The organism is Corynebacterium sp. (assembly GCF_012838985.1).
In the GTDB taxonomy this organism is placed as follows: Bacteria; Actinomycetota; Actinomycetes; order Mycobacteriales; family Mycobacteriaceae; genus Corynebacterium.
The window spans coordinates 1-14365 of record NZ_DUOE01000033.1; the positions used below are offsets into that span (position 1 = coordinate 1).

Annotated in this window: 10 protein-coding genes; 7 read left to right on the forward strand and 3 right to left on the reverse strand. The window is 68.3% G+C overall.

Annotation, left to right across the window (positions count from 1 at the left end; all coding sequences use genetic code 11):
• The 3 genes from GXZ33_RS01515 to GXZ33_RS01525 form a co-directional block, all read left to right on the forward strand.
• The coding region (locus tag GXZ33_RS01515; RefSeq protein WP_291339100.1) for a helicase-related protein at positions 1-1545 on the forward strand (1545 nt) is incomplete at its 5' end.
• Positions 1546-1674: 129 nt separating this feature from the next.
• A complete protein-coding gene (locus GXZ33_RS01520; protein WP_291339101.1) occupies positions 1675-3573 on the forward strand; it encodes a hypothetical protein in 1899 nt (632 codons plus the stop codon).
• A 56-nt stretch (positions 3574-3629) separates the two neighbouring features.
• Positions 3630-5423, forward strand: coding sequence for a hypothetical protein (locus GXZ33_RS01525; protein ID WP_291339102.1), 1794 nt, complete (start codon positions 3630-3632; stop codon positions 5421-5423).
• A 53-nt stretch (positions 5424-5476) separates the two neighbouring features.
• Here GXZ33_RS01525 and GXZ33_RS01530 read toward each other — a convergent pair whose 3' ends face one another.
• The 3 genes from GXZ33_RS01530 to putP form a co-directional block, all read right to left on the reverse strand.
• Positions 5477-5953, reverse strand: coding sequence for a DUF2269 domain-containing protein (locus tag GXZ33_RS01530; RefSeq protein ID WP_291339103.1), 477 nt, complete (start codon positions 5951-5953; stop codon positions 5477-5479).
• Positions 5954-5996: 43 nt separating this feature from the next.
• Positions 5997-6647, reverse strand: coding sequence for an HNH endonuclease family protein (locus GXZ33_RS01535; RefSeq protein WP_291339104.1), 651 nt, complete (start codon positions 6645-6647; stop codon positions 5997-5999).
• Positions 6648-6780: 133 nt separating this feature from the next.
• Positions 6781-8349 carry a sodium/proline symporter PutP gene (putP, locus tag GXZ33_RS01540; RefSeq protein WP_291339105.1) on the reverse strand — a complete coding sequence of 523 codons (1569 nt, stop codon included), beginning with the start codon at positions 8347-8349 and terminating at the stop codon, positions 6781-6783.
• A 185-nt stretch (positions 8350-8534) separates the two neighbouring features.
• Here putP and GXZ33_RS01545 point away from each other — a divergent pair, with 185 nt between their 5' ends.
• The 4 genes from GXZ33_RS01545 to GXZ33_RS01560 form a co-directional block, all read left to right on the forward strand.
• Positions 8535-11633, forward strand: a complete 3099-nt coding sequence (locus GXZ33_RS01545) for a DEAD/DEAH box helicase (RefSeq protein WP_291339106.1) — start codon at positions 8535-8537, stop codon at positions 11631-11633.
• Positions 11634-12458: a hypothetical protein gene (locus GXZ33_RS01550; protein ID WP_291339107.1), complete on the forward strand. Its 825-nt coding sequence runs from the start codon at positions 11634-11636 to the stop codon at positions 12456-12458.
• Entirely contained in the window at positions 12455-13594 is a 1140-nt protein-coding gene (locus GXZ33_RS01555) for an exonuclease SbcCD subunit D (RefSeq protein WP_291339108.1), read from the forward strand. The genes GXZ33_RS01550 and GXZ33_RS01555 overlap by 4 nt, the downstream gene beginning before the upstream one ends.
• 3 nt (positions 13595-13597) lie before the next feature.
• The coding region (locus GXZ33_RS01560) for an AAA family ATPase (protein WP_291339109.1) at positions 13598-14365 on the forward strand (768 nt) is incomplete at its 3' end.

Consider the following 14365-nt stretch of genomic DNA (forward strand, 5'->3'; position numbering starts at 1 on the left):
CAGCTGTCCGGCCTGCGTCGTGGCGCGCAGATCATCGTGGGCACCCCGGGTCGTGTCATCGACCACCTGGAGAAGGGCTCCCTCGACATCTCCCGTCTGCGTTTCCTCGTCCTCGATGAGGCCGACGAGATGCTCAACATGGGCTTCCAGGAGGATGTTGAGCGCATCCTCGAGGACACCCCGGGTGAGAAGCAGGTCGCACTGTTCTCCGCGACGATGCCCAACGGCATCCGCCGCATCTCGAAGCAGTACCTGAACGACCCGCACGAGATCACGGTGAAGTCCGAGACGCGGACGAACACCAACATCACCCAGCGCTTCCTCTTCACGGCGCACCGCAACAAGCTCGACGCGATCACCCGCATCCTCGAGGTCACCGAGTTCGAGGCCATGATCGTCTTCGTGCGCACCCGCCACGAGACGGAGGAGGTCGCCGAGAAGCTGCGTGCCCGCGGGTTCTCCGCCGCCGCCATCAACGGTGACATCGCCCAGGCACAGCGTGAGCGCACCGTCGACCAGCTCAAGGACGGCCGCCTGGACATCCTGGTGGCCACCGATGTCGCGGCCCGTGGCCTGGACGTCGACCGCATCAGCCACGTGCTGAACTACGACATCCCGAACGACACCGAGTCCTACGTCCACCGCATCGGCCGTACCGGCCGTGCAGGTCGTACCGGTGAGGCGATCCTCTTCGTCACCCCGCGCGAGCGCCGCATGCTCCGCTCCATCGAGCGCGCCACCAACGCGCCGCTCGAGGAGATGGAACTGCCGACCGTCGACGAGGTCAACGAGTCCCGCAAGGAGAAGTTCGCCGACTCCATCACCGCCTCCCTCGAGTCGAAGCAGATCGACGTGTTCCGCACGCTGGTCAAGCGCTACTCCGAGGAGAAGGACATCCCGATGGAGGACATCGCCGCTGCTCTGGCCTCCCAGGCCCAGGCCGGCGAGGACTTCCTCATGAAGGAGGCTCCGCCGGAGCGCCGCCGCGAGCGTTTCGACCGCGACGACCGCCGTGGCGGACGTTTCGACCGTGATGATCGCCGCGATGATCGCCGTGACCGTGGCTCGCGCTTCGAGCGTGACGGTGACTTCACCACCTACCGTCTGGCCGTCGGCAAGCGTCAGCACGTGCGCCCGGGCGCCATCGTCGGTGCCCTGGCCAACGAGGGTGGCCTGACCAACAAGGACTTCGGCCGCATCACCATCGCGCTCGACCACACCCTGGTCGAGCTGCCGAAGAACATGGATCAGGGTGTCCTGGACCGTCTGTCCGACACCCGTATCTCCGGTCAGCTCATCAACATCGAGAAGGACACCGGTCGTCCGCCGGCACGCGAGGGCCGCGGCGGTGGCCGCGGTGGTTGGCGTGACCGCGACGGTGACGATCGTGGTGGCCGCGGTGGTTACCGTGGTGGACGTGACCGCGATGACCGTGGTGGCCGTGGCGGTGGCCGCGGTGGTTGGCGTGACCGCGATGACCGTGGTGGTTTCCGTGGTGGACGTGACCGCGATGACCGCGGTGGCCGCGGTGGCTGGCGCGACTAGCCCCCACATGACGACACCCCCGTTCCCCGGATCTCCGGGAGAGCGGGGGTGTTCTCGTTTTCAGGGGAAGGTGCACCGTGTCACAGGTGTGTGGTGGGATGGTGTTAAGACAATGCCGGAGGAGAACCTGTGAACCAGTACGATGCGCTCAATGCTCAGCTGCGGTTGATCAGACTGCCCGAGGACCGGGGACTCGCCCAGCGCTGGTTCGTGCGTTTCCTGGCGGCGAATCCCCGCTTCACGGCCCTGCAGGCTGCGGAGATGGCGTCTCAGGTGGGGTCGCGCTGGGGGGTCGACATCATGCGGGAGAGCGCCGACGAGGACTGGATCACCCGGCCGTTGCCGGCCACCCGCGCGGAGTGGGAGTCGGACGGCTACCGCGTCCCGCGTGACGCGCGCCCTCTGCTGGTCACGGGGGATGACGGTCGGCAGGTGGAACTGTTCCTGCTTTTCGACGTCGACCTGGTCCGCGAGGATCTCGTCGGCACCGTCGACCACGAGGTCCACCGGGAGCCGGCGCCCCCGGTGGAGGGCGCGTCCGACCTGGCGGAGTTCGCCCTGCACATGGGCAGGAGGGAGCGGCACGCCTTCAGTCATCTGTGGAAGGTGGGTGTGCACCTGTGCTGGGCGGATGTCCCGGTGGAGGCCCCCGCGCCGGAGCGTGGTCCCCTGGGGTGGATCGAGGCGATGAAGACGGGCCCGTCCTGTCGCCCGACACCCGGGATGCGTGCGGAGGACGCCTGCTACTGCATCATGATCCATCCGGACGCCGAGGGAGTGGAGGTCGTGGGACTCGCCCTGGCGCTCACCGCCCAGCTGCTGCTGGCCTGGACCCAGGGGCGTCGCGCGGGCAAGCAGCTGTGCGGCAACGGCGAGGCGCACGTCTCCGACCTGGAAGTGGGCATCGTGAGCTGGGTGGTGGGGCGTCGTCTCGGGTTCGGCAACCACCACGCCAATGTCTATGCGTTCCGTTTCATCGAGAATCTCTCGGAGTTCCCGGTGCCCGATGACGTGGACTGGGGGTGCATCGTGGAGACGATCGGTGTCATGGAGGATCTCCTCTGCGGCGCGGACAAGCCCGAACTGCAGGTGCTGCCGAAGCCGCGGCCCGCGGTCGATGACGTACCGGGCCTGGTCTCTGACCCGTTCGGTGTGGTGGGCCGTGAACTGGCGATGCGGAAGACCGACACCGACGGCGAGGCCGCGGAGCGGTGGATGCTGGAGTTCGTGGCCTCCAACGGCCGTTTCTCCGTGCCGACGGCGCTGGCACTCGGCTGGCAGCTCTTCCGGCGCTGGGGGTCCACCATCGCGGGGGATGAGTCCCGCTCCAGCTGGGCCGGCACCATGGACATCCGCTCCGTGGAGGAGTGGTCTGTACGGGGGTGGGTCCCGAACCCCCAGGCGGTGCTGCTCGTCGCCCCGGGCACCCACGGGCAGGAGGTCTACTACCTCCTGCGTGACGACGCCCTCGTGGCCAACCGCCTCGCCGCCCTGCAGTCCTCCGCCGACGAGGAGCGCGACCGCACCCTGCCGGTCCGGCTGGCACCGCACGACGCTCCCGCCCTCGAGGAATTTGACGGCCTGGTCACTCCGCGGGAGAAGGAGATGCTGCGGAACCTGTGGCGCGGCGACATGATCCCCGTGATCGTCGACCCCGGGGACAGCGGGACCGAGGCCCCCCTCAACCGTCTCAACCCGCCCTACCGCCTGCCCGTCACGGTGCAGGAGGGCGTCAACCCGATGCACGGCATCATCGAGCACCTCGCCAACTGGGTGCTCGCCTGGGAACTCGGGGTCCTGAACACCGCACCGATCGTCGGCCTGCGTTTCTGGGCGGCCACAGAATGGGAGTCGGCGCTCGTCGCCCACCTGGCGGCACGCCGCCTCGACCTCGACACCGGTGAGCCCTCCCCGCTGGTGGAGCAGGCCCTCTCCCGGAAGGAGACGGTCCCGGGACTCATCCGCTGGGGAGTGGTCTATCACTCGGCCGCCCGGGTGGAGGACCTGCTGCGGGGATTCCCGTCGTAGTTTCTCTGTTCGAACATCCGCGGACCGGTGTCGGGGCGGGGTGATGGACTGGGCGGATGAATCACCATCACGCCCGGAACCTCCCCTGGAATCTCACCACGGTCACTGACGGCCTCCGCCTCATCGCGCATGCCCGTACCCGGAGTGTCGCGGAACGCTGGCTGCTCGACTTCGCCTGCTCCCACACCCGTTTTCCTCTCGACGAGGCGCTGCTCCTCGGCTGGCAGTGGCTCCAGCGCAATGGCCTGGAGACTCTGCTCCGGCACGGTGAGGCACCCTGGATGAAGGACCCGACGCCCGGCACTCTGGAGGAGTGGGCGGCCCGGGGCTGCGTGGTCGACCCCGATGCGATCCCGCTGCTGCTGCCGGGGGAGGACGGGCAGTCGAGGGAGTATCACCTCCTCTATGACACCGTCACCGTCGATGAGGACACCCCCTGCACCATCACGAACCCGGAGCTGGAGCCGGCGCTGCCGGAGACCCATGACCACCGCCACTTCAGGAAGGTGCTCAGCGAACGCGAGGTGACCATGCTCGCCCACCTGCGGCACTGGGATGTGCGCCTCGACTGGATTGAGTGTGCGGAGAAGAGACCGTCCTGGATCGAGGTGGACCTGGAGACATACTCACCGGAGCGGGACGGGACCCGGGTGCTCATCAACAGCACCCTGGATGACATCGACATCATGACGCTTCTGCTGCGCTACCTCACTGAACTCGCGTCGGCCAGGGTGATGTTCCTCTTCCTGACCCCCGGGGGTGAGCTGAGTGATGTCGTGCCCGCGATCCCTCTGGAGCGTGGTCTCGCGGTGGAGATCGTGCAGCGCCGCCTCCGTGTGGGCAACACCTGGGCGGACACGGACACCCACCGCTATGTCGTCGAGGGCCCCGGCGAGGAACCGACGGTGATCCGGTGGCCGCTGGTCTACGCGATGGCGCAGATGATGGAGGATCTGCTGCTCGGTCACACCGGGGAGACGGAGGAGCCTGCGGAGGTGGATCTCGCCGAGGAGCTCGAGGAATCCGAGGACGTCACCGAGGAGGACCTGTGGGATCGCGTGGATGAATTCATGTGGGACACACCAGTCGACCAGGAGAATGCGGCCGCGTGCTGGCTGCGGGACTTCGTCGTCAGGAATCCGCGTTTCAGTGTCGGGGAGGCACTCACCTTCGGTTACCAGCTGTGGCAACGCTGGGGTGAGGACCTGGCCTTCGACGACGGCTTGCGGTCGCGTGTCCTGGACATTGAGCTGCGCACCGAGGAGGAGTGGGAGAGCCGTGGCCGTGGAGCGCGCGCCGGCGCCCGTCCCCTGTGGACGTATGGGTCGGAGGCGGTGTTCCTGTCGGCCGATGACGTGGAGATCATGGACCTGTCCCGGGCGCTGGAGGCCGACAGTCAGGAGGAGCCGGTGGTCGACCACTATGTGCCGGTCGATGACCACCCGGAGCTGCAGAGCCTGCATGGGCTGGTCAGTGACTACGAGCTGTCACTGCTGGGGAACGTCACACGGCACGGGATCATCCTGACACCGACGGAGTCTGATGACCTCTCCCCGTGGTGCGACGAGGACGGGGTGAAGCATGTTCCGGTGCTGGTGTCCCGGGAGGACAGCATCATGTATGTCGCTCTCACCCGGTTGGTGCGTGCCTTGACGGTGGACCGTCTCTCCGTGGAGGAGGACGAACTGGCGCTGCTCATCGCCGCCTACCGGCTGGGCCTGGAGGAGGAGCCTCTGACGGATGAGGGCGCGGACTTCTTCCTGGCGGACGTGGCGCCGGAGGGTATCCGCTGGGGGCCCGTCTACCGGGCGGCCGCCGACCTGGAGGCGATCCTGCGGGGAACCCCCTGAATCGCCGCAGGCCCCGCCGGAGCGGGGCCTGCCGTATCTGTGGTCTGAGGGTCCTAGACGAACATGAGGACGAACATGACGACCCAGAGCAGGGAGAAGATGCCGCCGAACATGGACAGCTGGGACTTGGTCTTGGCCCACTGGTCCTCGGCGAGGAGGTCGGTCTCCGGGGAGTGGTCGGCCGGGTCGAGCAGGCCGAGGGAGCCCATCATCTTCTTCTGACGCGGGATGATGAGCAGAAGGAGGATGATCCAGGCGATGACGGCGAGGCCGATCGCGGCGTGGAACTGCCCCTGCTTCCAGTAGGCGCCGTCGGTCATCATGATGGCCACACCGAGGAGCGGCACGATGGCGGCGAGCATGCCGTAGGTGCTGGTGAGCTTGTGCAGGATCGTGGCGGTGCCGGCCGCGCGGGTGTCTCCGGCCTTGGCCTTGAGGGCCTGGGTGTGGAAGCTGGAGACGGCGACGGTGACGGGGCCGAGGAAGAGCACGGCGGCCAGGATGTGCAGGGCAATGAGAATCGTGGTCATGCTTGTGAGCAGGCCTTTCGGGGGTTAGGTCGGGATCGACCGGTCAAAGATCCACGGACCACCCTAACCAGTGGCGCGTGACCCCGTCCATTCGGCAGGCCCGCGTCATGGCGGTGATGTCGGTGGCCGGGAGGGGGAGCTCATAGGTGGCGGCGACCACCGCCAGACGGCGTGCGTACCAGCACCGTGCACGCCGGTCGGCCGGCTGCCAGGAGGCGGGCAGCAGGTCGGATTTCCGCTGGTTCGCGGCCCGGGAGGTGACCACCAGGTTGAGCGGGTCGTTGGCGAAGGCACGTCTCTTCCTGTCACTCCAGCGGTGGGCACCCAGGTCCCAGGCAGCGGACAGCGGCAGGAGGTGGTCGATCTCGACTCCCTCGCGGAGATCCAGCTCCTCACCGGTGAAGGGGTCCCGTGCGAGCCCGGCGGTGACGCGGCAGTCCCGGAGGGTGGCGCCGGCGTCGAGGAGCATCGCCTCACGGACGGTGCAGCCGTCGGCGCGGGCCCATCCGGGGCCGAATGCCGAGCGTTCGTATCCCAGGACGCGGGGACGCTGCGGCAGTTCGGTGACGTGGGGGAGGACGGTCGCGAGGTCGGGGAGCCCGGGTTCGGTGAGCGGGGGACGGGGGAGGGAGCCAGCTGCGGCGAGCAGCGTCGCCAGGGACAGCAGGAGCAGATATATACGGAAGGGCCTCACACCGGTATTGGACTGGTGTGAGGCCCGGAAGGTTCCCGTGGGGGGTCTCAACCTGTCGGATCTGTGCCGGAGACACCCCCTTCAGAGGCGGTTCCCGCGGACATGTTCGACAGGTTGAGACAGCGGCGGCGGGCTACTCCTTCTTCACCTGCGCGGCGGCGGCCTCGATGTCGATGTCCGAGTCCTCCTGGAACACGGTGTTGAGCTTCGCGGCCTGCTCGAACTCACGCTGGACCTGCGCCGGCGGCGGGGAGGTGACCAGGGAGACGACGATCAGGACGATGGTGGCGGCGATGAAGCCCGGGACTATCTCGTAGATGATGTCGCCGTAGAAGTTGCCCCAGACGAACACCACGACGGCACCGGTGATCATGCCGGCCAGTGCACCGGCGGTGTTGAGACGCTTCCAGTACATGGAGGCCAGCATGAGCGGACCGAAGGCGGCGCCGAAGCCGGCCCAGGCGAAGCCGACGAGTCCGAGGATGGTGTCGGAGGGGTTGATGGCCAGGACCGCGCCGATGATGGCGACGACCACGACGGCGGTACGGGAGAGGTTGATGAGCACGCCCTCGCTGGGCAGGCGCTTGGCGATGATCTTGTACAGGTCCTCGATGAGAGAGGAGGAGACGACGAGCAGCTGCGAGGACATGGTGGACATGATGGCGGCCAGCACGGCGGTGAGGACCAGGCCCGCGATGAGCGGGTGGAAGAGGATGCGGCCCATGTCGAGGAAGATCGTCTCGAAGGCGAAGCTGTCGGTGACGGCGATGTCCGGGTTCTGGGAGAAGAAGACGGTGCCGATCATGGCGGTGAAGGTGGCGCCGATGATGCACAGCAGCATCCAGCCGATGCCGATCCAGCGGCCGGTCTTGGCCTGGGCGGGGGAGGACAGCGCCATGAAGCGGACGACGATGTGGGGCTGGCCGAAGTAGCCCAGGCCCCAGGCGAGGTTGCCGATGATGGCGGCGGCGGAGACGCCGGCGATCATGTTGAAGTAGGTCGGGTTGCCCACGCCGTCGGTGTAGGGGCCGTAGTCGTTGGAGGCGGCCCAGGTCCAGATGTCGGACGGGTTGTCCAGGGCGATGAGCGCCATGACGGGGACGATGATGAGCGAGACGAACATGATCATGCCCTGGACGGCGTCGGTGTAGGACACGGCCAGGAAGCCGCCGATGAAGGTGTAGGCGACGGTGACGGCCGCGACGATGAGCATGCCGTTGAGGTACTCGCCGCCGAAGGTGGCCTCGAAGTAGCGGCCGCCGGAGACCATGCCGGAGGACACGTAGAAGGTGAAGAAGAAGATGATGATGAGCGAGGCGACGATGCGCAGGGCACGGGACTTGTCGTGCACGCGGTTCTCGAAGAAGCTCGGCAGGGTGATCGAGTTGTTGGCGATCTCGGAGTAGGCGCGCAGGCGGGGTGCGACCCACATCCAGTTGGCCCAGGCGCCGACGAGCAGTCCGACGGCGATCCACAGTTCACTCATGCCGGTGACGAACAGTGCGCCGGGCAGTCCCATGAGGAGCCAGCCGGACATGTCGGAGGCTCCGGCGGACATCGCCGCCACGAAGGGGTTGAGTTTACGGTCCGCGAGGACGTAGTCGTCGTATTTGTCTGTCTTGGTAAAGCTCCAGTAGCCGATCGCCAACATCAGAGCCATGTACAGGATGATGGCGATGATGAACCACGTTGTCTCGGTCATCGTCGTTCCTTTCCATTTTGTGGGATGCATCGAACGTAACGAGGCCGGGAGGGTGTTCCCAACCGCATGGGCACCAGAATACTGTGACCTAGATCATATTATTGGAATGTGCATGGAATGACCTGCGTGGAGCCTGTCTCTAACAAAACCGTAACGATCGCCCTATGGGTGGTAGAAAGGTCTTTATGCCTTCTTTCCTCCTGCACGGTCTGTGGATGCCTTCCGGGCTGCACCTGTGGATCGAACAGGTGGAGGGCCACCGCGTCGTCCTGCCGTCCTCCGTGCCCCCGGAACTGTTCCCTCCGGCGGCCCGTTCGCTTCTCGACGACCGCTCGTACCGCCACCGCCTCCAGGTCGAGCTGCGCACCCCGCGAGGCCGGAAGGTGGAGCTGCGGATCCCCACCTCCGCCTACGCCCCCGAGCACGCCGTCAGTGTGCTCAGCCAGCTCTCCTTCCTGCTCCATCCCGGGGCGGCGGCGACGAAGGCGCAGCGTGCGGCCATCGCCCCGGACCTCATGTGGCTCATCCAGATGAACGCCGGGCTCACCCGTTTCGTGCAGGCCGGCCGCGTGGTGCCCAAGCTGGTCTTCGAGGACGGTCAGTGGTGGCCGCACTGGCAGCTGGCCTCCGGGCTGGGGGAGCGGGGCTGGCTGGCGGAGATGATCGCCGCCGCGCCGGGCATCCTCACAGCCAACAACAAGGCGATCGAGGAGATCGCCGACCACCTCGTCCACTGGATCGCGGCGGACCTGCTGGAGGACCTGGCGACGAGCACCCGCCCGTACCCCTGGCACGATTTCGCGGACTCTCTGATGAACTCCACCCCGCTGCGCCGCGGCGGGCCGGGGCTGCTGCGGGCGATGAACGACTGGAAGGACTCGATCACGGCGATCGACCTCCAGATGGTGTTCATCGTCGAGGAGCCCCCGCGGGAGGACGAGCTCTCCGAGACCGTCGGCGACCCGGAGGACGCGACCTGGCCGGTCCGGGTGCAGGTGCGCTCGGGGACGGATGCGCCGGTGCCGATCCGGGCGGAGGAGCTGGACCGGTCGAGCGTCGAGAAGCTCCGTCTCGCGCAGCGTCGCGCCATCAACATCGCCGACCACCTGGACCCCGCCCTGCGGACCCGCGGGCCGGAACGGCACGAGGAACGCAACGGCGACTGGGACGTGTACCTGTCCACCGCGGAGATCGTCGACTTCATCGCCGTCGCCGTGCCCCGGCTGCAGGCGGCGGGCTTCACCGTCATGCTGCCCAAGGCGTGGTCAGCCTATGAGACGAAGGCGCGCCTGGAGACACGGGAGGTCACCGACACCGCCGTCGGCGCCACCCAGAAGCACTTCGGCCTGGACAAGCTCGTCGAGTACAACTGGCGGCTGTCCGTCGGCGACGTCGAGCTGACGGACGAGGAGATGGACCAGCTCGTCCGCTCCAAGTCGGGCCTGATCAAGCTGCGCGGCGAGTGGGTCATGGCGGACCAGTCGGCGCTGAACAAGATCACCACCTACATGGAGGAGCTCGCCGAGACGTCCCGGAAGCGGCGTCGCAAGGAGCTGGAGAAGGCCGCCGCCCTGGCGGAACGGGCCCGCACGCTCGAGCAGCCGGGCTGGGAGGCGCTCGTCGCCGACGTGGAACGCCGCCGCGAGGAGTTCAACGCGGAGCACGCCGGCCACGACGGCTTCGGCGAGGTGAGCATCGCGGAGCTGCGGCAGCTGGCCCTGGAGTCCATGGTCGAGGACCCGGTCGAGTTCACCGGTTCCACCTGGCACACGGCGCTGCTCGGCGGCCCGGGCGCGCTGACCACGCAGGCCCCGGAACGCATCGCGCTCCCCGACACCGTCGACGCGGAACTGCGCGAGTACCAGCGGCGCGGCGTCGACTGGCTGTACTGGATGTCCCGCAACAACCTCGGCGCGGTGCTCGCCGACGACATGGGCCTGGGCAAGACGCTCCAGCTGCTCTCCCTGCTGGCCATCGAGATCGACCGCGGGGAGGCGGCCGGGCCCACCCTGGTCGTCGCGCCGACGTCGGTGGTGGGCAACTGGGCGAAGGAGGCCGCCCGCTTCGTGCCCTCCCTGCGGGTCATGGTCCACCACGGGCCGGACCGCTACCACGGTGAGGAGCTGACCGAGCGGGTGGCGGAGTCGGACCTGGTCATCACGAGCTACGGCGTGGTGGGGCGCGATTTCGCCGAGATGGGCGAGCAGCCCTGGGACCGCGTCGTCCTCGATGAGGCGCAGGCGATCAAGAACTCCACCACCCGCGCCTCCCGGGCGGTGCGCTCCCTGCCGAGCCGCCACCGCGTCGCGCTGACCGGCACACCGGTGGAGAACCGTCTGTCTGAGATGCGGTCCATCCTCGATTTCTGCAACCCGGGCGTGCTCGGCTCCGCGAGCTTCTTCCGCAACCACTTCGCCAAGGCCATCGAGCGGGAGCACGACGAGCAGATGACCGAGCGTCTCCGCCTGCTCACCGCCCCGTTCATCCTGCGGCGCCTCAAGACGGACCCCGCGATCATCGACGACCTGCCGGAGAAGAACGAGGAGATCATCACCGTCGAGATGTCCACCGAGCAGGCGGCCCTGTACACGGCGCTCGTCGAGGACGTGCAGGCCCGCCTCGAGCAGCGGCAGGGCATGGCCCGTCGCGGCCTTGTGCTGGCGACCATCACGCGCATCAAGCAGATCTGCAACCACCCCGCGCAGTACCTCGGCGACGGCTCGCCCGTCACCGTCCGTGGCCGCCACCGCTCCGGCAAGGTCGAGGAGCTCATGAGGCTTCTCGACGAGGCCATCGAGACCGACCAGCGCATGCTCATCTTCACCCAGTACAAGGCCTTCGGCGACATCCTCGCCCCGTACCTCTCCGAGCGGCTGGGCGAGGTGGTGCCCTTCCTCCACGGCGGAGTGACCAAGACGAGGCGTGACCAGATGGTCGCCGAGTTCCAGGCGGAGGACGGGCCGCGGGCCATGCTCCTCTCCCTCAAGGCCGGTGGCACGGGCCTCAACCTCACCGCCGCCAGCATGGTCGTGCACATGGACCGCTGGTGGAACCCGGCCGTGGAGAACCAGGCCACCGACCGTGCCTTCCGCATCGGCCAGCAGCGTGACGTGGCGGTGTACAAGATGATCACCGCCGGTACGCTGGAGGAATCCATCCAGGACATCCTCGACGGCAAGACCGAGCTCGCCGGAGCCGTCATCGGCGAGGGGGAGGGCTGGATCACGGAGCTCGGCCCGGAGCAGCTGGCCCAGCTCATGAGTTACCGCGGGAGGGACGCCTAGATGGCCACACCGAAGGACGACAACGTCATCTACGCCAACTTCGGGCGCCGGGTGCGGGTGGACACCCCCGAGCAGACCCACGACCAGCGCGTCGAACGCCGTCCCGCCCTGGCTCCGGCGGCGGAGCTGCTGCTCGAGGTCGCCACCTCGCGCGCCGACCGCGGACGCATGACCCGGGGCCGGGACTACGCCCGCGCGGGGCACGTCATCAGCCTGGACCTGCGCAACGGCAGCGCCCACGCGCAGGTCGCCGGTTCCCAGAACGAGCCGTTCACCGTGCTCATCCAGCTGCCCTACCGCTCCACCGACGACCTCGCCGCCGTCGCCGCCGAGCTGGCGCGCACCCCCAACGGCATGCAGGGCGCCCGTCGCGGGGAGATCACCCCGACGGTCCTGGGCACCCTCCTGGCGGAGGACGTCAACGACATCCGCGTGCGCTGCGACTGCCCCGACCCGTACGCGATCTGCAAGCACGCGGTGGCGGTGCTGGAGAAGCTGGCCGCCAAGGTCGACGCCGATCCGCTGGCCCTGTTCACCCTCCGCGGCATGGACCTGACCTCCCTGGAGCAGGCCGTGATGGCGCAGGCCAGGGACGTGTCCCGGGAGGCGGAGGAGAACCCCGAGCTGTTCTGGTCCGGGCGGGAGCTGCCGGCCCTGCCGGAGCCGCGCACGGCCCCCGCGCTCGACGACTCCGACCTCGATCTCCTGCACAAGGCGATGCGCGCGATCTCGTACACGAACGTCGATCAGCTGCGCGCGGTCTCGGACATCGAAGACCTGTACGACCACTTGTGTCGGGGTGGCGTGCTAGACAGTGAGTCATGACCTCGGCTCCCCATTCCGTCACCTTCCTCCACACCTCTGACCTGCAGCTCGGTATGTCGCGCTGGTTCCTGGAGGGGGAGGCGCAGGCGCGTTTCGACGCTGCCCGCCTCGCCACCCTCCACCGCCTCGGCGAGGTCGCGCTCGAACATGGCGCGGCCTTCATCGTCATCGCCGGCGACGTCTTCGACTCGAACTCCCTATCCGCGCAGACGATGGGCCGCGCGCTCGAGGCGCTGCGTGCCCTGCCGGTGCCGGTCCACCTGCTGCCCGGCAACCATGATCCGCTGGTCGCGGACTCGGTGTTCCGCCTCATCGACGTCGACGGGGTCCACCTCCTCGGTGACTCGGAGGTGGTGGAGGTCGCGCCGGGCGTGGAGCTGGTGGGGGCGCCGCTGCTGGCGCGGACCGCCGCCACCGACCTGGTCCGCCGGGCCCTGGAGGGGCTTGAGCCGACCGACGCCCTGCGCATCATGGTGGGGCACGGGCAGGCTGAGGCGCGGACGAATGAGGCCCGCCCCGACCTCATCGACCTCGCCTACGTCGAGTCCCGTCTGGCGGACGGCACCATCGACTACCTCGCCCTCGGCGACACCCACTCCGCGCAGCCCGTGGGCACGAGTGGACGGGTGTGGTTCTCCGGGTCCCCCGAGGTGACGGACTTCCGGGACCACGCCACCGTCGGTGGCGGGGAGACCAACTCGGGTAAGGCGCTGGTGGTCACCGTGAGCAAGGGGGCGGCTGAGGTGACGGAGGTGCCCGTCGGCGAGTGGACCTTCGAGGCCGTCGACCGGGAGCTCATGGGCGAGGAGGATGTCGCAGAGTTCCTCGCCGCCCTCGACGCCTACCCGCACAAGGACCGCACCGCCATCAAGTACGGCCTGCGCGGCACCCTCACGATGACCGCCACCCGGCTCCTCGAGGAGGGGCTGGAGGCCCGCCGTCCCGTGTTCGCGGCGCTCCACGAGCGGGAACGCCTCACCGACCTGCACCTGGAACCCGGCCCCGAGGAACTGGCGTCACTGGGGGTGACCGGCTTCGCCGCCGGAGCGCTGCGTGAGCTTGTCGACGCCGCCGGTGACGACCCCACCGCCCGCGACGCCGTCAACCTCTTCTTCCGCCTGGCCAAGGAGGACTAGTCCATGCGTATCCACTCCCTGACCCTGGAGAACTTCCGCGGTGTCGAGAAGCTCGAACTGCGTGACCTGCCGGAGACCGGCGTCATCGTCATCCACGGTGACAACGAGCAGGGCAAGTCGACCATCCTCGACGCCCTCGACGGGGTGCTCAACGAGCGGCACACCGCGAAGAAGCGGGAGGTCAAGGCCTGGCAGCCGGCGGGCCGCGACGACTCACCGACCGTGACGCTGCACGCCACGGTCGGCCCGGTGACCTTCACCATCCGCAAGAACTGGCTCCGCGCGCCCAAGGCGGAGCTGCACATCACCGCCCCGCGGCGGGACAACTACACCGGTCGCGAGGCCGAGGACAAGCTCGACGAGATCCTCTCCCGCCACATGGACCGCACCCTGCTGGAGACCCTCTTCCTGCGGCAGGACGACCTCGGGGACGGGATCTCCGCCGTCGGCATCTCCTCGGTGACGAAGGCCCTCGACGGTGTGGACGACAGCGACGCCTCGGGCACGGAGGACACGGCGCTGAGCGCGGCCGTGGAGAAGGAGTATGAACGCTACTTCACCGCCCGCGGGCAGGAGAGCCGTGAACTGAAGGAGGCCCGCGCCACCTTCGAGCGTGCGGAGGCCGACCACGAGGCCGCCGCCGCCGAGAACGCCGAGCTGGCGGGGCACGTCGACCGTTTCGACCGGGTGAGTGAACGGCAGGCGCAGGCCCTGGCGGACCTGCCGGGTGCGGAAACCGAGGAGCAGGAGCTCGCGGAGCGTGCCCGCCTC

Coding starts and splice junctions, on each gene's coding strand:
- GXZ33_RS01555 (WP_291339108.1), top strand. CDS start 12,455: ATGACCTCGGCTCCCCATTCCGTCACCTTCCTCCACACCTCTGACCTG.
- GXZ33_RS01545 (WP_291339106.1), top strand. CDS start 8,535: ATGCCTTCTTTCCTCCTGCACGGTCTGTGGATGCCTTCCGGGCTGCAC.
- putP (WP_291339105.1), bottom strand. CDS start 8,349: ATGACCGAGACAACGTGGTTCATCATCGCCATCATCCTGTACATGGCT.
- GXZ33_RS01530 (WP_291339103.1), bottom strand. CDS start 5,953: ATGACCACGATTCTCATTGCCCTGCACATCCTGGCCGCCGTGCTCTTC.
- GXZ33_RS01525 (WP_291339102.1), top strand. CDS start 3,630: ATGAATCACCATCACGCCCGGAACCTCCCCTGGAATCTCACCACGGTC.
- GXZ33_RS01550 (WP_291339107.1), top strand. CDS start 11,634: ATGGCCACACCGAAGGACGACAACGTCATCTACGCCAACTTCGGGCGC.